General features: G+C 28.4%; 25 protein-coding genes, 3 pseudogenes, 1 riboswitch and 1 other annotated feature. Of the genes and pseudogenes, 9 read left to right on the top strand and 19 right to left on the bottom strand.

The window, feature by feature from the left end; genetic code table 11:
* Positions 1 to 185: 185 nt before the first annotated feature.
* Positions 186 to 1,460, top strand: a complete 1,275-nt coding sequence (locus tag I6H46_RS02405) for a glucose-6-phosphate isomerase (RefSeq protein ID WP_019118775.1) — start codon at positions 186 to 188, stop codon at positions 1,458 to 1,460.
* 282 nt (positions 1,461 to 1,742) lie between these two features.
* Here the strand turns inward: I6H46_RS02405 and I6H46_RS02410 are convergent, their stop codons facing one another.
* Entirely contained in the window at positions 1,743 to 2,393 is a 651-nt protein-coding gene (locus I6H46_RS02410) for a hypothetical protein (protein ID WP_019118776.1), read from the bottom strand.
* A gap of 250 nt (positions 2,394 to 2,643) precedes the next feature.
* Here I6H46_RS02410 and I6H46_RS02415 point away from each other — a divergent pair, with 250 nt between their 5' ends.
* Positions 2,644 to 3,306 carry a hypothetical protein gene (locus tag I6H46_RS02415; protein WP_234287400.1) on the top strand — a complete coding sequence of 221 codons (663 nt, stop codon included), beginning with the start codon at positions 2,644 to 2,646 and terminating at the stop codon, positions 3,304 to 3,306.
* A 108-nt stretch (positions 3,307 to 3,414) separates the two neighbouring features.
* Here I6H46_RS02415 and I6H46_RS02420 read toward each other — a convergent pair whose 3' ends face one another.
* The 12 genes and pseudogenes from I6H46_RS02420 to thrS all read right to left on the bottom strand — a co-directional run bounded on the left by I6H46_RS02420 (position 3,415) and on the right by thrS (position 13,591).
* Positions 3,415 to 3,684, bottom strand: coding sequence for an albumin-binding GA domain-containing protein (locus tag I6H46_RS02420; protein ID WP_234287401.1), 270 nt, complete (start codon positions 3,682 to 3,684; stop codon positions 3,415 to 3,417).
* Between the two features lie 345 nt (positions 3,685 to 4,029).
* Positions 4,030 to 4,410, bottom strand: coding sequence for a discoidin domain-containing protein (locus tag I6H46_RS02425; protein ID WP_200226093.1), 381 nt, complete (start codon positions 4,408 to 4,410; stop codon positions 4,030 to 4,032).
* 16 nt (positions 4,411 to 4,426) lie between these two features.
* Positions 4,427 to 5,155 (bottom strand): hypothetical protein, encoded by a 729-nt coding sequence (locus I6H46_RS02430; RefSeq protein ID WP_200226095.1) that lies wholly within the window; start codon positions 5,153 to 5,155, stop codon positions 4,427 to 4,429.
* A complete protein-coding gene (locus tag I6H46_RS02435) occupies positions 5,152 to 5,628 on the bottom strand; it encodes a hypothetical protein (RefSeq protein WP_234287402.1) in 477 nt (158 codons plus the stop codon). Before I6H46_RS02435 ends, I6H46_RS02430 begins: the two co-directional genes overlap by 4 nt.
* An 85-nt stretch (positions 5,629 to 5,713) precedes the next feature.
* On the bottom strand, positions 5,714 to 6,181 hold the full coding sequence (locus I6H46_RS10505) for a glycoside hydrolase family 101 beta sandwich domain-containing protein (protein WP_407648125.1): 468 nt from the start codon (positions 6,179 to 6,181) through the stop codon (positions 5,714 to 5,716).
* Positions 6,182 to 6,190: 9 nt separating this feature from the next.
* Positions 6,191 to 7,365 (bottom strand): annotated as a pseudogene (locus tag I6H46_RS10510) (endo-alpha-N-acetylgalactosaminidase family protein); the annotation flags it as partial.
* A 47-nt stretch (positions 7,366 to 7,412) separates the two neighbouring features.
* Positions 7,413 to 7,907, bottom strand: a complete 495-nt coding sequence (locus I6H46_RS10240; RefSeq protein WP_200226102.1) for a hypothetical protein — start codon at positions 7,905 to 7,907, stop codon at positions 7,413 to 7,415.
* A 6-nt stretch (positions 7,908 to 7,913) separates the two neighbouring features.
* Positions 7,914 to 8,317 (bottom strand): annotated as a pseudogene (locus I6H46_RS10245) (hypothetical protein); the annotation flags it as partial.
* The gene (locus tag I6H46_RS02460; RefSeq protein ID WP_200226104.1) at positions 8,230 to 8,439 is read right to left on the bottom strand and encodes a hypothetical protein; all 210 of its coding nucleotides are present in this window, start codon (positions 8,437 to 8,439) and stop codon (positions 8,230 to 8,232) included. The pseudogene I6H46_RS10245 and the gene I6H46_RS02460, both read right to left, overlap by 88 nt.
* A 537-nt stretch (positions 8,440 to 8,976) precedes the next feature.
* A pseudogene (locus tag I6H46_RS02465) lies at positions 8,977 to 10,296 on the bottom strand (MATE family efflux transporter).
* Positions 10,297 to 10,355: 59 nt separating this feature from the next.
* Positions 10,356 to 11,531 carry a carboxylate--amine ligase gene (locus I6H46_RS02470; RefSeq protein ID WP_019118779.1) on the bottom strand — a complete coding sequence of 392 codons (1,176 nt, stop codon included), beginning with the start codon at positions 11,529 to 11,531 and terminating at the stop codon, positions 10,356 to 10,358.
* A 134-nt stretch (positions 11,532 to 11,665) separates the two neighbouring features.
* Positions 11,666 to 13,591: a threonine--tRNA ligase gene (gene thrS / locus I6H46_RS02475; RefSeq protein WP_019118780.1), complete on the bottom strand. Its 1,926-nt coding sequence runs from the start codon at positions 13,589 to 13,591 to the stop codon at positions 11,666 to 11,668.
* Positions 13,592 to 13,730: 139 nt separating this feature from the next.
* Positions 13,731 to 13,917 (bottom strand) — a binding site (T-box leader).
* A 202-nt stretch (positions 13,918 to 14,119) separates the two neighbouring features.
* On the opposite strand from thrS, the gene I6H46_RS02480 reads away from it, so the two are divergent.
* From I6H46_RS02480 to I6H46_RS02500, 5 genes are all read left to right on the top strand, one after another.
* Positions 14,120 to 14,806, top strand: coding sequence for a GntR family transcriptional regulator (locus I6H46_RS02480; RefSeq protein ID WP_019118781.1), 687 nt, complete (start codon positions 14,120 to 14,122; stop codon positions 14,804 to 14,806).
* A 151-nt stretch (positions 14,807 to 14,957) separates the two neighbouring features.
* Complete coding sequence (locus tag I6H46_RS02485; protein WP_004839526.1) at positions 14,958 to 15,218, top strand: prevent-host-death protein; 261 nt, start codon at positions 14,958 to 14,960, stop codon at positions 15,216 to 15,218.
* Between the two features lie 64 nt (positions 15,219 to 15,282).
* A complete protein-coding gene (locus I6H46_RS02490; protein WP_019118782.1) occupies positions 15,283 to 16,224 on the top strand; it encodes a 2-keto-3-deoxygluconate permease in 942 nt (313 codons plus the stop codon).
* Positions 16,225 to 16,278: 54 nt separating this feature from the next.
* Positions 16,279 to 16,359, top strand: a riboswitch (THF riboswitch).
* Between the two features lie 39 nt (positions 16,360 to 16,398).
* On the top strand, positions 16,399 to 16,947 hold the full coding sequence (locus tag I6H46_RS02495; RefSeq protein WP_019118783.1) for a folate family ECF transporter S component: 549 nt from the start codon (positions 16,399 to 16,401) through the stop codon (positions 16,945 to 16,947).
* A gap of 9 nt (positions 16,948 to 16,956) precedes the next feature.
* A complete protein-coding gene (locus I6H46_RS02500) occupies positions 16,957 to 17,148 on the top strand; it encodes a DUF3784 domain-containing protein (protein ID WP_200226106.1) in 192 nt (63 codons plus the stop codon).
* A 706-nt stretch (positions 17,149 to 17,854) separates the two neighbouring features.
* Here the strand turns inward: I6H46_RS02500 and I6H46_RS02505 are convergent.
* From I6H46_RS02505 to I6H46_RS02530, 6 genes are all read right to left on the bottom strand, one after another.
* Positions 17,855 to 18,481 (bottom strand): PepSY domain-containing protein, encoded by a 627-nt coding sequence (locus tag I6H46_RS02505; protein ID WP_019118786.1) that lies wholly within the window; start codon positions 18,479 to 18,481, stop codon positions 17,855 to 17,857.
* 149 nt (positions 18,482 to 18,630) lie between these two features.
* Positions 18,631 to 19,344, bottom strand: a complete 714-nt coding sequence (locus I6H46_RS02510) for a GntR family transcriptional regulator (RefSeq protein ID WP_019118787.1) — start codon at positions 19,342 to 19,344, stop codon at positions 18,631 to 18,633.
* Positions 19,345 to 19,359: 15 nt separating this feature from the next.
* On the bottom strand, positions 19,360 to 20,493 hold the full coding sequence (locus I6H46_RS02515) for an SIS domain-containing protein (RefSeq protein ID WP_200226108.1): 1,134 nt from the start codon (positions 20,491 to 20,493) through the stop codon (positions 19,360 to 19,362).
* A 120-nt stretch (positions 20,494 to 20,613) separates the two neighbouring features.
* Entirely contained in the window at positions 20,614 to 21,594 is a 981-nt protein-coding gene (locus tag I6H46_RS02520) for a tagatose 1,6-diphosphate aldolase (protein ID WP_200226110.1), read from the bottom strand.
* Positions 21,591 to 22,526, bottom strand: a complete 936-nt coding sequence (locus I6H46_RS02525; protein ID WP_019118790.1) for a hexose kinase — start codon at positions 22,524 to 22,526, stop codon at positions 21,591 to 21,593. Before I6H46_RS02525 ends, I6H46_RS02520 begins: the two co-directional genes overlap by 4 nt.
* Entirely contained in the window at positions 22,523 to 23,440 is a 918-nt protein-coding gene (locus I6H46_RS02530; RefSeq protein ID WP_019118791.1) for an N-acetylglucosamine kinase, read from the bottom strand. The genes I6H46_RS02525 and I6H46_RS02530 overlap by 4 nt, the downstream gene beginning before the upstream one ends.
* Positions 23,441 to 23,995: 555 nt before the next feature.
* Here I6H46_RS02530 and yajC point away from each other — a divergent pair.
* Both yajC and agaV read left to right on the top strand, forming a co-directional pair.
* Positions 23,996 to 24,271: a preprotein translocase subunit YajC gene (yajC, locus tag I6H46_RS02535; protein WP_019118792.1), complete on the top strand. Its 276-nt coding sequence runs from the start codon at positions 23,996 to 23,998 to the stop codon at positions 24,269 to 24,271.
* Between the two features lie 19 nt (positions 24,272 to 24,290).
* The gene (gene agaV / locus I6H46_RS02540; protein WP_004839538.1) at positions 24,291 to 24,767 is read left to right on the top strand and encodes a PTS N-acetylgalactosamine transporter subunit IIB; all 477 of its coding nucleotides are present in this window, start codon (positions 24,291 to 24,293) and stop codon (positions 24,765 to 24,767) included.
* The last annotated feature ends 17 nt before the right edge of the window (positions 24,768 to 24,784 follow it).

Raw genomic sequence — 24,784 nt, forward strand, 5'->3', positions numbered from 1 at the left:
ATATTTTGTAAGCAAACTATAAAATTATATTGCGCTATTTAAGGATTAAAGGTAAGCTTTTAGTTTTATAATTTTTTGCTTTTTAATTTTATTTAATTAATTACTTTATTTATTAACTATATTAGCAAAATAAATTTCCCATATTATTCCTTTTTGGGTATAATTTATCCAAAGGAGGATTTGTAATGAAAATTGATTTTAATAATGTCGACTTATCAAATCTCAATTCTTATAAGGAAAAAAGTCTTGATGCTTTTTCTTCTTTAATGAACAAAGACGGAGAAGGAAATGACTTTTTGGGTTGGATTGATAGGCCAAATAACCTAGATATGGAAGAATATGAAAGAATTAAAAAAGCTAGCAAAAAAATCCAAAATAATTCTGATTGTTTGGTAACTATTGGAATAGGCGGATCTTATCTTGGCACTAAGGCTGTTGACTATGCTATGAAAGGATATTTTCCTAAAAATGATAAGACTGAATTGATTTATGCAGGTCATCAAATTTCTGGGGAATATTTGCATGAACTTCTTGATTATCTAAAGGAAAAAGAATTTTCTATTAATGTAATTTCAAAATCAGGTACTACTACTGAACCTGCTATTGCCTTTAGATTTGTTAAGGAGCTTTTGGAAGAAAAATATGGAAAAGAAGAGGCTAGGGAAAGGATATTTGTTACAACTGATAGGCAAAAAGGTGCTTTGAAGGATTTGGCTAACAAGGAAGGCTATGAAACTTTTGTAGTTCCTGATGATATTGGTGGAAGATTTTCTGTAATTTCTGCGGTTGGTCTTTTGCCTTTGTGTGTTGCCGGAATTGACATTGATAAATTTGTCGCTGGATTTAAAAAAGGGATTGAAAATTATACTGTAGATTCTTTTGAAGAAAATAAGGCTATCCAATATGCGGCTATTAGAAATATGTTAAATGAAGATGGCAAAGACCTTGAAGTTTTGGTAAATTATGAGCCAAAATTAAAATATGTTTCTGAATGGTGGAAGCAATTATTTGCTGAAAGTGAAGGAAAAGATGGAAAGGGAATTTTCCCTGTTTCTGTAAATAATACAACCGACCTTCACTCTGTAGGTCAAATGATTCAAGAAGGCAAGAGAAATTTATTTGAAACTGTTTTGAAAGTTGAAAGTGCCAATAAGGACCTTACTATTATGGAAGATGAAGAAAATCTTGATGATCTAAATTATCTTGCTGGCAAAAAAATGTCTTTTGTAAATGAAAAAGCAATGGAAGGGACAATAATTGCCCACGTTAAGGGAAATGTTCCAAATATTTTATTGACAATTGATGATGTTTCAGCTGAAAGTTTGGGAGAATTATTTTATTTCTTTGAAATAGTTGTTGGAGTAAGTGGATATATGCTAGGAGTAAATCCATTTAATCAACCAGGAGTTGAAGAATATAAATCTCAAATGTTCAAATTATTAGGAAAACCAGGATATTAAAAAAATTTAAAAATTTTATAATGTGTTTTACAAAAAAGCTGTAGATTACTACAGTTCAGAGCGTAAACAAACCCTCAAGCACGAATATCGGACTTCAAAAATTGTTGATTTCTAAATTCCAAAATTCTAAAAACGCAAACTCGCTAACGCTCAAACAGTGCGTTTTTTGACGAATTTTAAAATTTGAAATCAAATCAATTTTTTCGTATGATATTCTTAGCATGAGGATTTGTATACTTTACCAACAGTCTGAACTGTAGTAATCTACAGCTTTTTATATTATTATTTATCAGAATATTTCAATGCCCCACCCAAAATTCCATTTACAAAATCTCTAGATTCGTATATTTTGTAGTAGGTAAATTTTTTTTCTAGAAGTAGTTTTGCCCTTATCGTTAATTTATCTTGATTGTCATTGGACAATTTTTTTATATATGTTGCATGAACATTTGTGTCTTTGTTTTTTAAATTATCATATACATCGACATAGGAAATATTTGTTACATCAACCTCAACTTCCAATCCATCTTTTGTCCTTTTTTTGCCCTTTACATCGACTTTTAAATTGGCAAAGTTTGCCTTCAAAAATTCTTCTTGTTCTTTCTTATCAGATGAATAAGATTTTTTCAAAATGTCCTCTACATTGGTAATCTTATCAAAATATTTTTCTTGTTTTTCATAATCCAAATTCTTGATTGAGGCAACAGCCTTATTTATAGTCCTTTGTGGTGTATTTATAAATTTTTGGTATAAAAACAATGGTATCATTAAAATTATAAAAACAAGTAAGAGCTTTATTAAGCTATCTCTTTGTTTTCTTTTTCTTCTATTTCGCCTCTTATCTTGGATTTTTTTATTATTGTATTTATTTGTGTTTTGTCTGTTTGGCTGGCTTTTTTCCAAAAAAGCCTCACTTCTTTTTTTCCTTGTCATAATTTCCCCTAAATAATTTTCTTTTAAGCTGATATTATTATATAATCATAGTGGTGATACTATGAAAAAACAAAAAATAATAATAGCAGATCTTATAGCAATTATTTTTACCTTAATTACAATATACTTACCCTTATTTACAAATAAAATAACCTTTACACAAATATATTTTTTGTATATTTGCGCATATTTTTCAGTAATCTTTTCAAATCAAAAGGATAAAAAAGTTTTTTAATTTTTTATTCCGCTTTTGACACTAAGCCTTATACTTATTTTATTAGATAAAGTAGATATTTACAACATAAATGTAGTAAGAAAAAATTTTTTGACTATAATTAATAAAAATTACAAAATTTTACTAGGAATTTTTCTCTTATATATCATAGAAAGATGCTCAACCAAAATATTTGGCTCTTATTTTTCCATGGCAGTTGGAATAATAAGTCTAATTTTATTTTTGCTTATATATAACACAAAATATTTACAAACTATCGAAAAATATCAAAAATACTTATTTTATATTTTTATTTATTTCTCCTTTGCAAGAATTCTTCCAGCAAAAGAAGTAAATAAGTACCTTTATATAATAACCCTATTGATATTTTTTATAGAAATCCTTGCCATAGACAAATATAAAATTTTTATAGGCTTTCACATTTCAGTAGTTTTGATAATTTATTTAATACTAAAAACAAATATTTACGAAGTGAATTTTGAAAAATATTTTTTGAGCGGACTACTCTACCTATTCCCCTTTACAAAAATAATCCTAAATTCCTTCCTAAATCTGACAAGTCCACTCCTACAAATAGCAACAGGACTTGTGGTATTTTTCCTATCTCTTATTTTTTATCAAATAAGATTAGGTCTTTTAGATTATATATTTTTGGGAATCCATAAAAACAAAAAATAAGGGCATTCGCCCTTATTTTATATTTATTTTCTTTTTTACTTTTAAATAGACCAACAACTGAGCCCAATAGTGCTAGTATTGCTCCTGTAGAGCTTGCTACTCCTGTTTTTACATTATTTGATTGTTTGCTGTATTCGTTTTTAATAGTTTTTTTAGATTTTCTTTGAGCTTTATTGTCATCATCCTTATTAGAATTATTTTTTCTTTAGGATTTTTTGATGAATCTTTTGGATTTGATGAATCATCTGGATTTTGTGGATTTGATGGATTTTGAGGAGTTTGTTCGTCTGGTTTTTGTTCGTTTAATTTTAGTAATTCTTCTTTTATTTTTTCTACTTCCTCTATTGTTTTTGCCTTTCTTATTTTTTCCAAATACAAATCTTCTTTTATTCCTGCATCATTTAGCTCCTTTATTGCATCTTCTTGTGCTTTTTTAGTTTTTCGTATTTTCTACAGATTCCAAGATTTTTTCGTATGAATCTTTGCTTATCAAATCATTTTCTCTTATATATTCAAAATTTTCTTTTAATGAATCTAAATTTTCATCATCTACTGAATCTATAATCTCTTTTAATTTATCATAGTCAATTTTTTCGTGTCCTTGTCCTATATCTTGAAGTGAGAAAATAAATTCTGCTGCTGATAAAAATACGTTATTATTATCTCCACAAGTTTCGGTTGGTGTGATTATGATTTTTTTGGCATTTATTGGTTTTTCAAATTCTACTTTTTTGCTTTTGCATCTTTTGCAAAATTTTTAAATTCTATAATTGTAGAGTTTCCCTTATCGTCAATTATTTCAAGTTTTCCTGATTTTATTATTCCATTATGTCCACTTTGTCTTGGAATGTATATAAAATCTTTTATCAAGGTTGCTTGTTTTAATTCTACTGTTGCACTTTTTCCAATCGAATTATCATACCAAGGAGAATGCCATGTGGTAGATGTGTTTTTATCAAAGGCTTTTTCCAATTCTTCGCCAGCTTGTGCAACCGCATCAAGACTTTCTATATCTTCAAGACCTATTGAATCTTTTACAGCCTCTAATTCAGATTGTTTTTGATATACATCATCTATCAATTTTTGCATATCTTCTGGTTTCATATTTCATCTGCCAATATTACCTTTGCAAGAGCATCTTGGTAATCTTTAACTGATTCTTCCTTATATTTTGATAAATCTTTTGTGGGGTAAAACTTTCCAAGAAATTTTCTTTTAATATTTTTGATGTAACTTCTACTTGTTTTATCAAAAGATTATCTAAAACAAAATCCTTATAAGACCTAAAATCTGATACTGAGCCTGAAGTTTTTTGAAGATCAGCTGCTTTTGTTGTTGACAAAATTCCAATCCATCTTCCTTTTGCTCCTTCTACCAAAAATTTAACTCTCTTTGTACTTTTATCATTTCCATCTTCCCAAGTTTTTGGCAAATGATATACTTTTAAATTTGATGGATTTGTATATTCTCCTTCTCCTATTACAAATGCGTAAGTTCCATCGCTACCTGCTTCGTAATCAAATACAACTTGGTAAGTTTTTCCTTCTTCAAACCTATAATTTTGTGGAATTGTTTGATAAACTAGGGCATTTCTTCCTGTAAGTCCATTTGTTTTTAAGGACCAGTTTCCTTCAATTACATCATTAATAACTTTTCCATTCCATCCTTTTTGTGTATATGGATCGTGTTTTTCAGAAAGATGAGTTCTATTATCTTCTACTCCTTCAACATTTCCTATTACAAATGGGAAAATACCTTGTCCAACTTGCTCAAAGTTTTGGAAAAATTCTCCATCGCCAATATCGTGGCTATTTTCATACATTTGTGATTTATTTTCAAAAACTCTCAAGTCATCAAAATAAGTTGCTCCTTCGCCTTTTTCTCTTTTAATGTTATTGTTACATCTTCTGGATTATCTCCAGTTGTAAAATAAACATACATATTTTGGAAATAAGATGTGTTATCAACAGTTGCAGATTTTTGCCATGTATTGTGGGCGTTAGCTTTTACATAATTTTTTGCTATTGATTTTTCTGTATAGTTAGAATAAGTTTTTCCATTAGATTTTATTTCCAAATAAGCCTTAGCATCTGATCTGTTATCTACTCCTACATATATTGCGTATTTAGTATTTTTCTTTAGTCCAGTAATTTTTTGTGTAAGGCTTACTTCTTCTTTATTATCATTTATTCTAAGCATTGGATTTGCACCTTGTGATAAGAATACATCAGCGGATTTTTTATCCCCTTTTATATCCCAATGTTCAAGTGATTTTGAATTAAATCCTACATCTTCAATTCCCATGCCTTCAGAAAATTTCACATTTTCTTTTCTTGTTTTTCTTTGTAGATTACATAAGCTGTATTTGCTTTTGCATCAAGTTCTAATTTTCCATCTACAATTTCTACTATTTTTCGTTAGTTTTTCCTAAATCTGTAAGTTCATATACATAAACTTTTCCGCTCCAACCATCTAAAACTTCCCATGTAGATTTTCCAGCTTTTGGATTAAAATGGTAGAGTTTTTCAACGCCATTTTGAGTCCATGGAATCAAATATTTTCCTTCATCAAACACAACTTTTCCATTTAAAGTCATTTTTCTTTGTTTGTACAAAGGATTATTTACATCATTTGATTTTCTAGTTATTATAAGCTCATCATATTTGCCATTTTCTTTTTCATTTCTTAATTTAATTTCCATTTCTGGAGTCCACTTATAGCTTTGTCCATTGTCAGACATATTTACTGGATTTCCATTTTTCCATTCATATACCTTGTAATGTTGGATAAATTTGGTTGGAAGATTTGTTTTGAAAATATTTTTAATAAATCCATCCCAATCATTTCTTCCTTGCCAACCTTCAAAATCAATCATATCATAGCCACCAAGCAATGGATTAACTGCTGCTCCACCATATTTAGGATAATTTCCTACCCATGAATCTTTTTGATGATTTCTAATAAATCTAACTATATCAGAATTTATTCCTTTTAATGAATAACCACCGTATGTTAAATCTGCTGCCCAATGTTGGAATGTAGAATCATATTCTCCAGCAAATCCCCACTCAAAAGCTGCTCTCCAGCCAAGATCATTTAATTCTTTTGCAAGTTGATGAGTTTGCCAAGCATTGTTATCTCCTGATTGACCATTGCCCCAAACGTCTACATAAACAAAATCTAATTTATCTCCAACTATATCATATAAGTCTTTGAATCTATTATATCTACCATTTGCCAAATCGTATGACGCATCTATATTTATTCCTTGGTCTAGCCAATTCCATCCATATTTAAAATTGCCATTTTCATCTTTTCTTAGTCTATCTGGTGTAAAATATTTACTTTCAGGATAAGTTTCTGATGCATTTACATGGATTCCTATTCTTGCTCCATATTTTTTGCTAATTCTAATAATTTTACAAAGTCTTCTGCTCCACCAATTCTTTTTCCTATATCTGCATAATTTAAGTGACCAGAATCATGTCCTTCTGAGCCATATCCTTTTAATAAAACCATTTGTCCAAGTCCATCTGTGTTTAGATAAACTTTTTTAATTCCATCAAGGGTTGCCAAAAATGGATTTTGAGCTTGGGAACCAAAATTCATTGCTATTCTTTGTCCAATCAAATCTTTTACATATTCAGATCCTTTTGGATTGTTCATTATATTTCTATATGCAATAGCTCCATCTTGCCAATTAACTTTACCATCATTATTTAAATCATCTGCTAATATAACTTTAGCTTCAGGTTTTATCCAAGTTCTCTCATCATAAACTTTATAAGTTCCATCTTCATTTTTGTGAGCCAATTGATAAAGAAAAGCTGATGAGCCAATTCCTACAAAATTTTCTTTTCCATAAGTTTTTTTGTTTACAGTAAGTCTAGTGTAATCATTTGCTCCACCGCCATAATTAAATTGTGAATTTGACCAAACTCCTGCTGAAATATTTTTATTAGAAACAAAGCCATACATATAACCCTTGTTTTCTATTTTTCCCATAGGATTTGTAACATCAATGTGGTCATCGCCTTTTTGATGAGTATTTACACTCATTCTTGCCCCATCAAATTTTGCATTTTCTTCACTGCTTGAAACAGATGCTAAAAATTATCTTTAAAATCAATCGTAGTTATCAGTTTTTTTGGATTATCAATTATTGAACCGCCTTTAATATTGTTATTATTTACTATATTTACAATATTAAAATGTAATTGATTATCTAGAATTTTCATTCTAACATCAAGAATTGCATTTATATAATTTGCATCATCTTTTATTGTTAGAGTATATTTGGCTTCATTTGCTGAAATTTTTTCATATTTTACATCTGGTTTTACTTTTATTCCATTTATATTTAGAGTATCAGTGAAATTTACATTTGCCTTAAATGTTTTTCCCTTATATGAATATTCTTTTACTCTTGGAAATAAGGTATCAATTGTGGCTTTCATCTCTTTTGATTCTATGGTGTCATAAACAGCCTTAGAATCATCAGCCTCATCTGCCTTTTCGATTGGTTTTTCTTGAGCTTTAATATTTTCTTGATTGTCAGTTTTTACTAAAATATTTGTTGTTTCATTTCCATAAGAACCCAATTTTAATAATACTGACCTATTATTAATTAAAGCATCAAATATTTCTTTTGGAATAACTTTTGTATCAAAAACAGCATTTCCATTATTAGTTGCATTTAATTGACCATCACTTTTGATAGAAATTGAAAGAGAATTTTTCTCTCCTTTTTTAGGAGCTTCTACTCTTTTTCCGCCATAATAATCGCCTTTTCCATTTAATTTATATTCCCAAAACCAGCCTGCTCTATCATAGCCTACGAAATATTATTTGAATTATCTTTGTGATATAAAAACACTCCAAATCTAGATTGGTTTTCATTAGAATTATCTATAAAATCAACATTTACATTTGTATTACCAGAAGGATTTGATTCAACGCCTTCTTTTTTAAAATTTGCAGTATTTTGACCATTATCATTTTTTGAGTTGATTTTAAATTATTATAGCGAGTATTATCTACTATAGTTTCTTCAACCTCTCCTTCTTTTGAAGCCTTATTCCATTCTATAACTTCCTTTTGTTCATTCTCTTTTGCTGGAGATTTTTTAGGCAAATCATTTTTGTTTTCTTCTAATTTAGGCTTTTCATTATTTCAAAAGAATTTGTTTTTTCTTTTTCAACTTCTTTATTATTTTCATTTTCTAAAGCTTTTTGTTTTCATCTTCTTTAGAAACATCATTATTTATTTGGTCATTTTTTAATTCAGTTTCATTTTATCATTTTTTTCAAAATTTTCTTTTTCAACAAGTTCATTTGTAGGTTTTCTTCAGATGCAAAAGCCTCATTTGACGCAATAGTAAGCACAGATAAACTTATCGCGCAAGCTAGTATTTTTTAGGCAATTTATTTTTTGCATGGTTTTTTGACTTCATAAATCTTCTCCCTTTTATAAATCGTTTTCAATATACATTTTGGTAATTACCACTTCAAATTTATAATACACTATTTGCTCAAAGCTGTCAAAACATTTTCCCAGATGTAAATATTCTTAATATTAAAAATTTTTAAATTAAAAAAACCAGACCTGAGTAAATAAGTCTGGTAAAAATTAATTTATTATAAAATTTCTATTTTTCTTTGTAATCGCGTCTTAAAAATATGCACAATAAAGTCCTGCTAAAAATTCTGCTATTATAAATGAATACCAGATTTTATTAATATCTCCAGTTTTTTCTCCAATAAGATACATCAATGGCAATAAAATTATAAATTGTCTTAAAAATGGCTCAAAAAGTGCTATGCCTGCACTTGATAGGGATTGGAAAATTGATGCACATACTATGGAAAATCCTACTGGCAAATATGAAATCGCAACAATTCTAATCATTGGTATTCCTATTTCTTTCATTCTATCTGTGGCTGAAAATAAATTTAAAATCGCCTCTGGAAATACCATAAATATTATCATACCAAAAATTATCATAAGGGTTGCCCACGTGATTGATAATTCTATTGATTTTTTTATTCTCTCTTTGTTTCCCGCCCCAAAATTGTAAGAAATTATTGGAACTATAGCGTTTGATATTCCCAAAACCGGCATAAATTCAAAACTTTGTAGTTTAAACAATACTCCATAAACAGCTATGGCTGATTGACCAAAGCCTGCAAGAATTGTATTTATAAAAAATGTTGCAAAAGATGTGATTGCATTCATCAAAGCTGCCGGAAGCCCTATTGAAAAAATTTCTTTAAAAATTAAATGGGACATTGAAAAGCCTTTGAAAGTCAATTTTACTTCCTTATTTTTTACTAAATTTAATAAAAGTCCTATCAAAGCTCCCAAAATTTGTCCAGTAACTGTTGCAATGGCAGCACCTTTTACTTCAAGTCTTGGAAATCCAAAAAGTCCAAAGATAAAAATGGGATCTAAAATTATATTTATAACCGCCCCAATAACTTGGGTAACCATGGTATAAACTGTAAGTCCTGTTGATTGGAGAAGTTTTTCAAAAAATATTTGGAAAAATACCCCCAAGGATAATGAGCAAACTATATGAAGATAATCTATACCATAAGAAATAATTTTAGGATCATTTGTTTGCATTTTTATAAAAGGTTCAACAAAAAATATTGCAATAAAAACAAAAATCAAAGACATAAGTGCTGACTAAATTATTCCGTGAACCGCAACGCTACTTGCCTTTTTTTCATTTTTCATTCCCAAATACCTAGACAAAAGTGCCGAAACACCAATGGATAAGCCAACACTAAAGGCTATAATTATATTTTGAATTGGAAAAGAAATTGTTACAGCCGTAAGAGCTTTTTCTGATAATCTAGCTACAAAAATTGAATCGACAATATTATAAATCGCTTGAACAAGCATGGAAATTATAATTGGAAGACTCATTTCAAACAACAATTTTCCCTCAGGCATTTTCCCAAGTTTTTCTGATTTTACTTCTGCCATCAAAACTCCTTTCTTTAAACAAAAAATACAGAAAAAATAACGGCAAAAGCCGCTATTTATTATTCATTTTCGATTTGCTTTTCTCTTCCTATTATACTTTTTTCTACTGTTTTTCTTCTTTTTCTAGAATCATCTTGATCATTTATTAATGGATTTTGAGAAAAACTTAATCTTTCGTTAAAATCGTCAAGCAAGTCTTTATTAATATTTTCTATTATAAAGCTATCTGACAAGGCTTTTAGCATAAATTTTTTGTCTGGTCTTTTTTCATAGGATTCGCCAAACACCTTATCTTTTATAGCAAGCTCTATTAAATTTACACCTGAAAGGTTTGTGTAATAGAAAGTTCTACCTTGTCTGACATTCATTTCCAAACAATAAATTTTTCCTGTTTTAGAATCTTTTTTGAAGTCAAAGTTAAATAAACCATAATAATCTATTTTTTCAACTATTTTTTTTGCAATTTCATAAAATTCTTCATCTTGATAGTCGATTTGAACAAGATGATTGCCAACCCACATATCTCTATGATCTGATAATAAATTTCTAGCTAAGGTCATTGAAACTTTTCCATCATTAGCCCTATATCCATTGAGGGAATATTCGCTTCCATCTACTCCATTTATATATTCTTGAACTATCATATTATGATCGTAGCCTTTTTCAAATATTTCCTTTAGAATATCTATTGCCTCTTGTTTTGATTTTATTTTATAACCCTTTTTCTTATTTTTAAGGTCTAAATCCAAAAATTGTGAATAATCATCAGCTTTTAAAAAAAGCTCGCCATCAAGGTCCAACTGATCCAAATTATCCTTATTTATTAGTTGAGTTTTTGGATAAATGATATTGTTTTTATCTAATAACTTATAAAAATTTGATTTTTCTATAAGTTTTTCTCCCATTTCTTTGTTAGGATAAGGAATTTCAAAATCAAATTCTAATCTGTCTATGTTTTTTAAAAGCATTGACATATATTCTTCAGTTGGTACAAAAAAAACTAATTTTTCATCCTTGTGTTTCTTACCTATCTTATTTAAATGTTTTACAAAAACATCATCATCTGTTGAAAAATTATTTTTTGTATTAATATCAGCAATCTTTGAATCGACAAAAGGTACTAATACTGCACTACCAGCTACAATAGCTTTTTTTGAAAAAGCCTCATAGAAACTTCTTGCTACGGAGTAAGAATTGGAATCTGTTCCCAAGATTAAAGCATTAAATTTTTCCATTATTAATAAAAAACCTCCTAAATCATAAAGTTTTAAAATATTTTATTCAATATACAAAGAAAATAAGGGAAATAATCATCATTAGACTTAAATCCAATGATTAAATTATAACCCTAATCTTCTAAAATATCTATTTAAAATATTGACTCTAAAGATTTGTTATCTCTTTCTTCATCTAATTTTTCAATAAATTCTTCGAAAGATACGTCTTTTGTTTCTTCTCCGTCTCTATTTCTTACTGTTAATTTTCCAGATTTTTCTTCATTTTCGCCTACTACTAGCATGTAGTTTGTTCTCATAAGTTGAGCTTGTCTGATTTTATATCCTACTCCCTCACTTCTGTGGTCAACTTCTACTCTGTAGCCTGCTTTTTTGATTTTTTTAGCCAAATCGTCTGCGAAATCTGCAAATTTATCTGATACTGGAATTATTTCAACTTGTTTTGGATTTATCCAAAGTGGAAATCTTCCTGCAAATTGTTCTGTAACTGAACCAATAAATCTTTCAATTGATCCAAGAAGGGCCCTGTGAAGCATTACTGGTCTTTTCTTTTCGCCGTTTTCGTCTATATATGTTAGGTCAAAGTTTTGTGGTAATTGGAAATCTAGTTGGATTGTTCCACATTGCCATGTTCTTTTTGCTGCATCTTCCAAGTGGAAGTCAATTTTTGGTCCATAAAATGCTCCGTCTTTTGGATTTATTGTATAATCAATTCCTCTTTCAATCAAAGCATCTTCTAGGGCTTTTTCTGCAAAATCCCATTCTTCAATTTTTCCCATAAAATCATCTGGTCTTGTTGATAATTCTATTTTATATTTAAAGCCAAATGTTGAATATAAAAGATCAGCAAGGTCTATCATTTTAAATACTTCATCTTTTACTTGACTTGGCAAACAATAAACGTGGGCATCATCTTGAGTAAATGTTCTTACTCTGAAAAGTCCGTGAAGGGCTCCTGATAATTCGTGTCTGTGAACTTGGCCGTATTCTGCAAGTCTAATTGGAAGATCTCTGTATGAATGTGGTTCTTCTCCGTAAACTAAAACTGATCCAGGACAGTTCATTGGTTTTACTGCATAATTTTCTCCGTCAATTTTTGTAAAATACATATTTTCCTTGTAATGATCCCAGTGACCTGATCTATGCCACAATTCTTCATTCATTATAAGTGGAGTTTGAATTTCGCCGTAACCATTTTCAGCCAAAACATCTGTCCACCAATTTAAAAGCTCATGTCTTAAAATCATTCCGTTTTCTTTAAAGAATGGGAATCCTGGAGCTTCATCATGGAAAGAAAATAAATTCATTTCCTTACCAATTTTTCTGTGGTCACGTCTTTTAGCTTCTTCTTGAAGTTCAATATATTCATCTAATTGTTTTTTCTTTTCAAAGCTTATACCATAAATTCTTTGAAGCATTTTTCTATCAGAGTCGCCTCTCCAATAAGCACCAGCTATAGAATTTAATTTGATTGCCTTGATTGATTTTGTTGAAAGAAGATGAGGTCCCTTGCAAAGGTCAACAAATACATTATCGCTCATTTCATAAAGAGTAATAATTTCATCTTCTGGAAGATCTTCAATTAATTCAACCTTGTATTCTTGATTTTCTTTTTTAAAATATTCCAAAGCTTCATTTCTTGAAATTTCTTTTCTTACCATTTTCAAATCTTTTTTGGCAATTTCTTTCATTTTTTCTTCGATTTTTGGAAGATCTTCTGGAACAAATCTGTGTTCAAGATCTATATCATAATAAAATCCGCTTTCAATTGCAGGTCCAATCGCAAATTTTGCATCAGGCCAAATCTCTTTAATAGCAGCAGCCATCAAATGACTTGTTGTATGCCAAAAAATTTCTTTTCCTTCTTTGTCTTCAAATTTTATAACCTTAAAATCAGAGTCTTCATTAATAGGTTCAGCATAGCCCATAACTTTTCCATTAACTACAGCGCCCAAAGCTGATCTGAATAATCCTTCAGAAATATCTTTTGTAACATCTCCAACACTTACACCTTTTTCATATTCTTTTACACTTTCATCAGGTAATTTAATTTTTATCATTTTCTCACTCCTTAAAAATTTTTATCCACACTTTCTTAAATTTCAGAAAGATTTAGTAACAAATTTCAAATAAAGCACAACCATTAAATAAATTTATAAGATAGAATTTAAAATTTTAAAATAAAAAAGACACACCATCCCAAAGGACGATGTGTCGTGGTTCCACCTTAATTTATACTCATTAATGTTTTAAGGCAGGTCATGCCTTTCGTATTAGCGAAAATATCAGGGGTGGTCTTGGGGATAATCTTAATCAAAAGCTCTCAGCAAACACTTTTTCTCTGTAAAAAAAGTAAAATCCTTACTCTTCCCATCATCTATCTATTTTTTCTTATAAATCTATGTTACTAGCAAAATATTTTTTTGCAAATTTATTTTTAAATTCTTTTAAAAATGTTTTCAGATTTTTTCAATAAAAGCAAAATGATTTTTACTTGCCTATGAATTTTTATTTAAAAATCTAGAGAAAATTGTTAAAATTTTCTAATATGTGATATAATACTTATAAGAAATAAGAAAGGAATTATTATGGATTTTACACCTTCTCCAATTAAAAGAAAATTTATAAAAGATGAAGCCTATGACCTTATTTCAAAAAAAATCATTTCTGGCGAATTAAAACCTAAATCAAAAATTCGTATAAATGAATTGTCTGAGGCCCTTGGGATTTCTAGAACTCCTGTTAGAGAGGCTATTTTAAGGCTTGAAGATGAGGGGCTTATTTTGTCAAAGGCAAACAGGTGGACAATGGTTGCTCCTATCGATGTTGATGAAACTTTAAATATTTATCCTATAATTTCTAGTTTGGAAAAACTTGCTTTGGAGCTTGGATTTGAAAATATTAATGATGAAATGATAGAAAATCTTGAATATATTAATGAAAATATTAAAAAAGTTCAAGACAAAAAAAATCATATAAAAATTTTAGAATTAGACCAAGCTTTTCACAAAGAAATTATTGATCTTGCACAAAACAAAGAAATTGAATCTTTGCTTGATGGTTTAAAAAGAAAAGTTTCTAGGGTGGATATTTATTTTTTTGAAGATGATAGCCACAAGATGTCAAGTTTTGATGAGCACGCAGAAATTATAAAATTTTTGAAAAAAAGAGATTTGGATAAGGCTTTAAAGGCTGTTGAAAAAAACTGGGCAACTACTATGTCAAGTCTTGAAGATATTGATTTTTCAAATTATGAAGATGAGGAGCTATTCTAAATTATTTTTTTCATTTTAATTAATTGATATAATTTAATTTTTATTGGATTTATGTTTTAAAATAATATTGAATTTTTAATTTTACATATTGCCTTTTCTTATTTTTGTTTTAATTTTTGTAAAATGGCTATAAATAGGATAGGAGGCTTGTATGAAAATTAATGGCGACAATTTAGTTTCTATATCCACTGCTAACAAAAATTTTTCAAAAATTGCAAGGCTTGCTGACAAAAAAGGTTCTGCTGTAATTTTGAAAAATAACAAGATTAAATATATTGTCCTTCCTTACAAGGAAGTTAAAAAAGAGGAAATTTTTCCTGATGAAAATATTGAGGATCTTGCTCAAAGACTAATTGAAAAAATCAAGGACGAATACAATATTCAATTAAAACTTGATATTGAAAATAATTAAAAAAATTAGAATTTTCTTAAATTTTTAGGAAAATTCTTTTTTTATAATGATAAAAGGAGTTTTTATGTTAAAATTTATGAAAAAAATCCCGGGAGGGCTTTTGCTTATTCCTATGTTGATTTCTGCGATTTTTTATACTTTTTTCCCAAATTTTTTTAATGTTGGTACAGTTTCTGGGACTTTTTTTACAAAAAAGGGGATAAATTATATTCTCGGTTTGATTTGTTTTTTGTCGGCAACTTCTCTTGATTTGAAAAATTTGAAAAACATCATTAGAAAACAAGGCTCTATCCTTTTATTAAAATTCATTATTTCTTTGATTTTTGGAATTTTATTTGTTAAATTTTTTGGACTTGATGGAATTTTTGGAATTTCTGCTCTTGCTTTTATCACTTGTATTTGTTCTTTAAATCCTGCTTTATATCTTGCTCTTTCTTATGATTATGGGGATAAGGATGATATTGCAGCTTTTTCTCTTGCAGAAATTTTGTGTATGCCTGCTTTTCCTATTTTAATTTTTTCAATTTCAAAAAGTTCTGTAATTGATTGGACTCCTCTTATTTCGATTTTAATTCCTTTGATTTTTGGTATAATTATTGGAAATTTCGACAGAGAAATGGCTGAATTTTTTTATCCTGCTATTAATATTTTGACTCCTTTTATGGGTTGGTCTTTTGGTTCTGGTATAAATTTAATTAGCGCTTTCAAGGCTAGTTTTCAAGGGATTTTTATAAGTATTTTATTTTACATTTTTACTTTGCCTATATTATTTTTCTATGAAAGAAAAATTTTAAGGGAAAATGGCATAACAAGTATAGGAATTTCATCTATTGCTGGTCTTTCAACTTCTGTTCCAGAAATTTTGGCTAATAGTGACCAAAGTCTTGCAGCTATTTCTCAAACTGCAACGGCTCAAATCGCTCTTGGTGTTTTACTTACAAGTTTTTTTACTCCTTTTATTATGGGTAAATTTGCAAATAAACTTAAGCGTGAGAATGAAAATTAAAGATAATTTCTATTTAAATTTTTAAGTGATATAATTATATAGAAAAATAAAATAGGTAGAGTAGGGTTAAGGCGTTAAGTGCTAGAAAATGGGATGTTGTTTCTAGACGAAAGATTTTAACCTGCATCCGCTACATCATTTCCTATGATGGCAGACTACCAAATAGGAGGAAAAATGAAAAATTTAAAGAACATCAGAACCTTGATTTTGCTATCATTTTTTATAGCATTATCAATTGTAGTTTCAAGATTTTTTTCTATAACTACAGTAAGTCAAAAAGTTGGACTAGGTTTTATTGTAACGTCAGCTATGTGCTCGATTTTTAATCCATCACTTGCTGTTTTTGCATCAATAATTATTGATATAATTTCGAATTTAATTTTCCCAACAGCTGGAGGATTTTATTTGCCCTTTGTTACAACAAAAATTGCCACAGCCCTAATCTATACTTTCTTTTTTTATAGAAAAGAAATCACAAGAAAAAATATCGTATTTGCTACGATTTTAAACTCTCTTATAACCAGTTTATTTTTAAATACCCTTTGGACTAGCCAACTTACTGGCAATCCATTTATGGCACAATTTGCAATGAGAGTTCCGACGATGGCAATAAATTTCGTATTTCACACCATAGTTTTGTTAATAATTTTGCCAAAACTTGCAAAAATTTTACGAATAGAGATAAAAAAATTGGGAGCACAACCAGAAAATGCTCCTTACTAGGAGAAATTTATGAAATTATTTAAAATAATAAGTTTGATATTGGCAATTGCCTTTATATTTTTTGGATTCAATATTTATTTTAAGAAAAAATATAATTTTATAAATAACTTTAGAAAAGATTATAAAAACGGATTAAAAGATGAAAATTATGCAAAAAAAGTAGGATTGATTGAATTAATATTAGGAATTTTATTTTTATAATTTTTTTAAAAATTTCTTTATGATAAAATATACTTGATGTTTTGCAAACATCTCTATACTTTTTGTAGGGAGGTGGTAAAAATGCATCTTAGAGATATATTAGTTTCAATTATTCTTAGCGTTATAGCAAATTTTATCTATGATTTTATTTGCAAAAATGATGGGAATAATGCAAAACATTAAGAAAAAAGACAGGAGGTGCAATTCCTGTCTTTTTTAATGCATCTTATACATTAGTTTCTTTACACTTTCATTATACAAGCTAAGAATTTAAAATCAATATACTTAAAAAATAAATAAAAATCAGGAACAAATCCTGCCCAGAGCGTAGACAAAGTCAGTTTAATAATTCATTAACAATTCAAAAATAAAATTAAAAATCCATTTTGAAATTTCCTATTTTTTAAATAATTCTTGTGATAAAATATAAATGATGTTTTGCTAACATCTCCATAATTTAAAAAGGAGGTGAGTAAAATGCATATAGAAGACTTGTTAACAACTATTATTCTTAATTTATTTGCAAATGTAATTTACGATTGCATTAAAATGTGGTTTGAATTTAAGAATTAAGCAAAACATTAAGCCACAAAAAAAGACAGGAGTGCGATTCCTGTCTTTTTTAATGCATCTTATACGTTAGTTTCTTTACACTTTCATTATACAAGCTAAGAATTTAAAATCAATTATTTTTTTTAATTTCCTATTATTTTTGAATTATATCCAAAGTTTCAGCGTCAAGTTCTACATCATCTCCGCCAACAACGTCGATTTCGTAAACTGTTTTTCCTTCATCATTTACATCTAATTCATAGGATTTTACAAATCCCTTGTTGTTTTCAAGTGCTTTTTTAATAGCTTCTTTTGCATCTTTAATTTTTGTAAGATCGATAGCTTTTTTATCACTAGAATCATCTTCTTTGTCTTGTTCTTTTGACAAAATTTCTCCGCTATCAGCATCTATTTTTGCTTCATATTCATCATTTCCATTAAATCCTTTGATATCATAAGCATATTTTCCATTATCTTCATCAAATTCAAGTGATGAAACTTCTATCTCATCTGCCTTAAATTCTTCTTTAAATTTTTTAACAGCATCATCAAGTGAGATTTTAAATTCTTTATCTTCAATTCCTGTTGTCATCTCATCTTTTTTGTCTTCAGCCTTGTCTTTAACTGAATTTACTTCTTCTGAAACTGCTGCTTTTGTATTGCTTACAGCATCTTTTGCATCTTCCTTTGCATTTTTTGCATTTTCTCCAGAACAAGCTGAAAGTAAAAGAGCAAGGGCAAGAGCAGATGCTCCATATTTTAAATTTTTATTAAATTTCATTTTTTTCCTCCATATTTTAAAATTTATACAGTCTTAATATACTGCTTTTAAAAAATTAAACAAGTTTTGATATTTTTTTAATAATATTTATTTGCTTTTCTATTTTATTGATTTATATTTTACAAAATAAAAAAGCAGGTCATTTTGACCTACTTAATTAATGATTGGGGATTATAAGATGTTTCATAATAAAATTTATCTGCTCTCGCATAAGAAATTGTATATTCTATCATTATATTTTCTATATCGAAACTTTCTCTTTGAATTTTTAAACAAGGACTCTGACTTTTCATATTTAAAGCTTTTGCCTTTTCATTTTCTACGCTTGATACTGAAAAACTTTCCTTAACTTGGTAGATTTTTGTATTAAATAATTCATCAAATATATCATAAAGGGCTTTTTTTGATAATAATTGTTTATTTATTTTTGAAAATCTCTTATAAGGAATAATTGTTGTTTCATACATCATTGCTATGTCATCAGCAAGCCTAAGCCTATCAAATTGAATTATCTTGTCATCTTTTTCCAACTTTAACAATTTTTTTAGCTCGCTATTTGCTTCTTTTATTTCAAAATTTATAACGATTGATTTTGGCTTTTTGCCATTTCTTTTTGTTTGTTCGGTAAAGGAATAATAATTTGAAAGATTTTGCCTATTTTGTTCTCTAACAAAAGTTCCTTTTCCTTGAATTTGATAAAGCATGCCAGAATTTACCAAAGAGCCAACCGCATTTCTTACAGTTGTTCTTGATACATTGTAGTCTTTACAAAGTTGCCTTTCTGATGGGAGCTTGTCTCCTTTTTCCATAAAGGAAATTTTTGTGATCAACTCATCTATGAGTTTTGAGTAAAGAGCTGACATAATTTTTTATTCTCCTTAATTTTTATAATCGTGGATTGTAACGCCCTTTACAACCCTGTTTACTGTGTGTTTTCTTGATGGATTGTCTGGAGTATTTCCTACTCTAAGGCTGGTTACTAAGGCAATTATTTGTCCAATAATTATATAGGCAGGGCAAAGATATACATCATCTAATCCATCTTCTTCAAATATCAATTCATAATCCCTATCTAATTTTGAATTTGAAATTCCTATTATTTTTTTTGCTATTTTATCATTTGCTATTTCATCTAAAATATCTAAATCATATAATCTTGTATAAGGATTTGATGAAACAAAAGAAATTACAAGAGTATTTTCATCAACAAATGATTTTGGACCGTGCCTAAATCCCATTGATGATTCCCAAATTGTTGCTACTTCTCCAGCTGTTAATTCTAGAATTTTTAATCTTGCTTCTTTTGTCAATTTTCCCAAAGGACCTGATCCAAGATATACAACCCTATTAAAATCAAAATTTACTAAATTTTCAATTTCTTCCAAATTATTATAAATTTCTTTTCCAAGTTTTGAAATTTTTTCTACGATTTCTTTTTTATTTTTTGTTTTTGTATCAAAAATCAATAAAGTCGCAAGCAACATTGATGAAAATGAATTTGTCATAGCAAATCCTTTATCATTTGTAATTTCTGGTTCCAAAAATACATAAGAATTTTCATCATCTTTCAAAGCTTGAGCAAGTTTTCCTTCTTTTGCACAAGTTATAGGCAAATTATAAAAATCATCCACAAGTTTTTTTCCAAGTTTTACAGCCGCAAGAGATTCTGGGGAATTTCCACTTCTTGCAAAAGAAACCAAAAGTGTTTTTTGAGTTTTTTCAAAATGTAGGTAAGGAGCTGAAACCAAATCTGTTGTTGCAACTGATTCGAATTCAAATTCTCCATGAGTTTTCAAATAATCAAGGGCAATGTTTCCAACGTATTCACTTGTTCCTGCCCCTGTAAAAATAACCTTACAATCTTTGCCAACTTTTTTTAAAAAATTTTCTATATCATTTTTTCTTTTTTCGTATAAATTATAAACTTCAAGCCATGTATCTGCTTGATTTAAAATTTCTGTGTAAGTGTATTTAAAATCTTTTTCTTCCAACTTACTTTCATCTAAAAGCATTACGCCCTCCTTCATTGGTAGTAACCATCATATAAATAATATTATATCTTCTTTGGTACTTTATTCAAGACCAATTTGATTGATTTATTAATAATTATCTTGATTTATTTTTTAAATTTTTTAATTTTCAATTTTTTCAAATATTGAAACAGCAGTTTCTTTTAAAACTTCATTTAAGCTTTGAATATTTTCTTTTCCTTGTTCTTTAAGCCATTGTTTTGATTTTTCTGTATCTTTTGCATATATATCAACGCAATCTTTCCATGTAGCCCTACCACACAAAACTCCATTGAAATTTGACCCTGCTTCTTTTGCAAGTATTAAAGTTTCTTTGAAAAGTTCTGCACTTACACCACCTGATAAGAATATAAATGGAATACTTGTCGCATCAGCTTGGTCTTTAAAAAATTTCTTAGCTTGGTCTTTGCTATAAACAAAATTTTCCCCATAGCCTTCTACAAAATTCATATTAACTGGTGTTTCTACTTTCAAAACATCAACCTTATACTTAGGATTATCAAATTCTTTCATAGCTTCAATTACTTTTTTTGGTCTAACTTTTGCATATTTTTCATCTTTTTCGCTATCAAGTGTATAATCATAAGTTACAATTTCCAAAAAATATGGAAGTCCTAAACCTTCTGCCTCGTAGCCAACTCTTTCAACCCAAGCTTTTTTTACATCATTTATTTTTTCATCTTCGTCAACATCATAATACAAGAGAACTTTTAATGCGTTTGCTCCCATTTCTTTTGCCCTAAGCCCTGACATAAAATCAATTAATTTAGGGAGTCTACCTACTTCATATTCATCATAGCCAGTTTGCTCGTAGCTTATAATTAAGCCTGCATTTTCATCTTTTGCTTCAATAGCAGTTTTTCCATAAATTGGATCTAACAAAATTGATGATGAAAAAGGTGTAAGCTCTTTTGAAACTTGTCTTTTAAATTCAGAAATTCCCTCAACATTATTCAAAGATTCGTTTGCTTTATTCATCATTTTTTCCATAGAACCTCTTTGGTCTATGGCAAGAGCTGCTATTACTCCATCTTCATTTGCTAATTTTTCTAGATTTTCTAATTTTTCTTTTGAAATTTTCATATTAACTCCTTTATTTCTATTTTTTCTTTGTATTTATCAAAATCATTTATATTTATGTGGGCAATTTCCTCATTAAGAACATTCAAAAGTCCACAAGTCATTGATTTTTTTATAAAATCTTCATCATCTTCCTTGTTATAAATTGCAGATAAGGCTCCAGCCAAAGTCGAATCGCCACTTCCAACAGGATTTATAGCTTTAACCTTTGGAACTTTAGCCTTATAAATTTTATTTTTTATTTTAAATATAGCTCCATCTTTTCCTTGAGAAATAATTACATAAGGAATATCTTTAAGGGGAGATTTTTCAAATATTTTTCTTATTTCTTCTTCATTTTCTGGAAATTCTTTTTCAATAATATCTTTTATTTCTGTTTCATTCGGCTTTATCAAATCAGGCTTAATTTCGCCTTTAACAATTTCTTTCAAAGTATTGCCAGATGTATCAAGAGATACAAATATTTTATTCTCTTTTGCAAATTTTATAATTTTTTGATAAAAACTTGCATCAAGACCTTTTGGCAAAGAGCCTGATATATTAATTATTTCAATATTTTTTGATATTTTTTCCAGATGATCCAAAAATTCTTTTTCCTTTTCCAAGCCAATCTTTGGACCTTTTTCTAGAATTTCTGTTTGCTTATTATCATGAATTATTGCAATACAATTTCTAGTTTCATCATCAAGCTTAATAAAATCATGAGATATTTTTCTTTCATCAAGCCTTTTTTCAATAAATTCCCCAAGTTTTCCGCCAACAAAACCAGAATTTATTACCTTTTCTCCCAATTCATTCAAAACATAAGAAACATGAATGCCCTTGCCACCTGCATCTTTATTTACAAGATCTACCCTATTAACATCATCAATTTTGAGATTTTCAATATTATATGAAATATCAACAGAAGGATTTGCCGTTATACTTAAAATCAAATCATCTCTCCTTTTTCATAAAATTTCTTTGCCAAAATCAAAGAACCAATAGAAGGATTTGCAAAAGGCTTTACAATTTCTACTCTATCATCAGCATATTGTTCAATCTTATCAAGCAATCTTTGACCCAAATTAAAAACGCCACCAGAATATGAAACCTTAACAGCACCTTTGAAATCCAATTTTTTGATAAGAGTATTTATAACAAGGCTAGCCTCTTTTGCAACATCATCCAAAAGATTTAAAGCATAAGTATCATTTTCATCAATTGCCTTAGAGAAAATTTTTGAAAGACTTGCAAGCTCATCTCTTTGCATATTATTTGCCAAAGTAATTATTTCAAAATCATCAGAGATTTCCAATTCCTTTTTCAAAAGATCATAAATCGGACTTTTTTCATATCTACCATCAGAAATTTTTGTAAAAATATTTAAAATTTTAAGACCAATATAATAACCACTAGCCTCATCTCCAAGCAAAGGCCCCCAGCCTCCACACATCATACTATTTCCATTATTATCAACACCAAAACCAATTGAGCCAGTTCCAAGAACCAAATTAATACCAGCATTCGCATTCAAAGAACCTGCCCAACCATTTAAACAATCATTTCCAACTTTGAAATTTTTAGAGCCCAAAATTTTTTCAAGACTTTCAAGAATAAAAGATTCATCTTCCTTAAATTGACCAAAGCCCGGCATAGCCAAAAAAGTAAAATCAATATCAGAAATTTCTATTCCAGCCTTTTTGACTAAAATTTCAATTCCATTTTTTAATCTTTTAAAAAATTCTTCTCTAGAAATTTGCTTTAAGTGAATAGTTTTTTCCTTGTGCTCATATAATTTTTTATTAACTTCAAGAACAAAAGCCGTTTTTGTTCCACCGCCATCAATTCCCAAAAAAACTTCTCTCATACGATACCATCCTTTTCAAAAGTTTTTCATTGGTAACTACCATTGCTAATATTAGTATATATAAAATAAAGACCAAGGTCAAGGAAATAAATTTAAATTCAGGATTTAAAAATAATTTTTAATTATAAAAATCTCAAATTAAAATTTTCTAAGCTTTAAAATATTTTATAATTTCTTTTTTTAATGTATCGTTTTCTTTGATTTGAAAAATTTATTTTTCTTGCAAGAATAATTTTTGATTGGATTTTTATTATTGTAATTTGTTTTTTTATTAGTTTGCTTTGACTTTTTTACGCTTAAATGAGCTTTTAAAATTATTTTTTTAATTAATTCTTGACATATCAATTAATTTTATATAAAATAATGGTAATTACCAGATAAATATTTTGATTTTATTTTTCTGGTTTTCTAGAAAATATCCTATTTTTATAAAATTTTTCTCACTTTAAAATTTTGGCAATTATATTTCAAATTTAGAGAATAATTTTTTTAAAATTTGGGAAAATGTTTCTAAAAATTTGTAAAATTATTTCGATAATTTAAGAAAGGAGGATTATGTTAGGTGAAATAGCAAGGACATCCTTGGTTTTATTGATTTTTATAGCTATTTTTGTACTAATTAGTCAAATATTAAGCCACAGAAATCTAAAAAAGAAAAAGAAATATTTTGAAAGCTTACACAAAAATCTTAAACCTGGCAAGGAAGTTATTTTGACTGATGGTATTTATGGAAAAATTGTTTCTTTGAAAGAAGATTATGCTATCATCAAAATTGCCAAGGATGTTGAAATTAAAGTTAGCCGTTACTCTATTAGTGAAATACTAAATTAATTTGAAAGGAAGTTTTATTATGCCTAATATTGTTCTAACTAGAATAGACAATAGACTATTACACGGACAAGTTGCTACTCAATGGACAAAGGTTATTGGCGCAAATCTTATTCTTGTTGCAAATGATGATGTAGCAAATAATAAAATGAGACAAAATCTTATGACTATGGCTGCTCCTAATGGTGTTGCTACTAGGTTTTGGACTCTTCAAAAGACAATTGATACTATACACAAGGCTGCTGATAGGCAAAAAATTTTCATAATATGTGAAAGCCCAAAAGACGTTCTAACACTTGTTGAAGGCGGTGTTCCTATTAAAGATCTTAATATAGGAAATATGCACATGGCTGAAGGCAAAAGACAAGTTGCAGGAGTTGTTGCTGTTGACGACAACGACGTTGAGGCTTTTAAAAAACTTAAAGAAAAAGGTGTCAATCTAGAAATTAGAAAGGTACCTACTGAATCAGCAGAAGACATTAATAAATTATTTTCATAAAATATCTAGGAGGATTG

It is taken from the genome of Anaerococcus obesiensis, assembly GCF_016599815.1.
Classification (GTDB): domain Bacteria; phylum Bacillota; class Clostridia; order Tissierellales; family Peptoniphilaceae; genus Anaerococcus; species Anaerococcus vaginalis.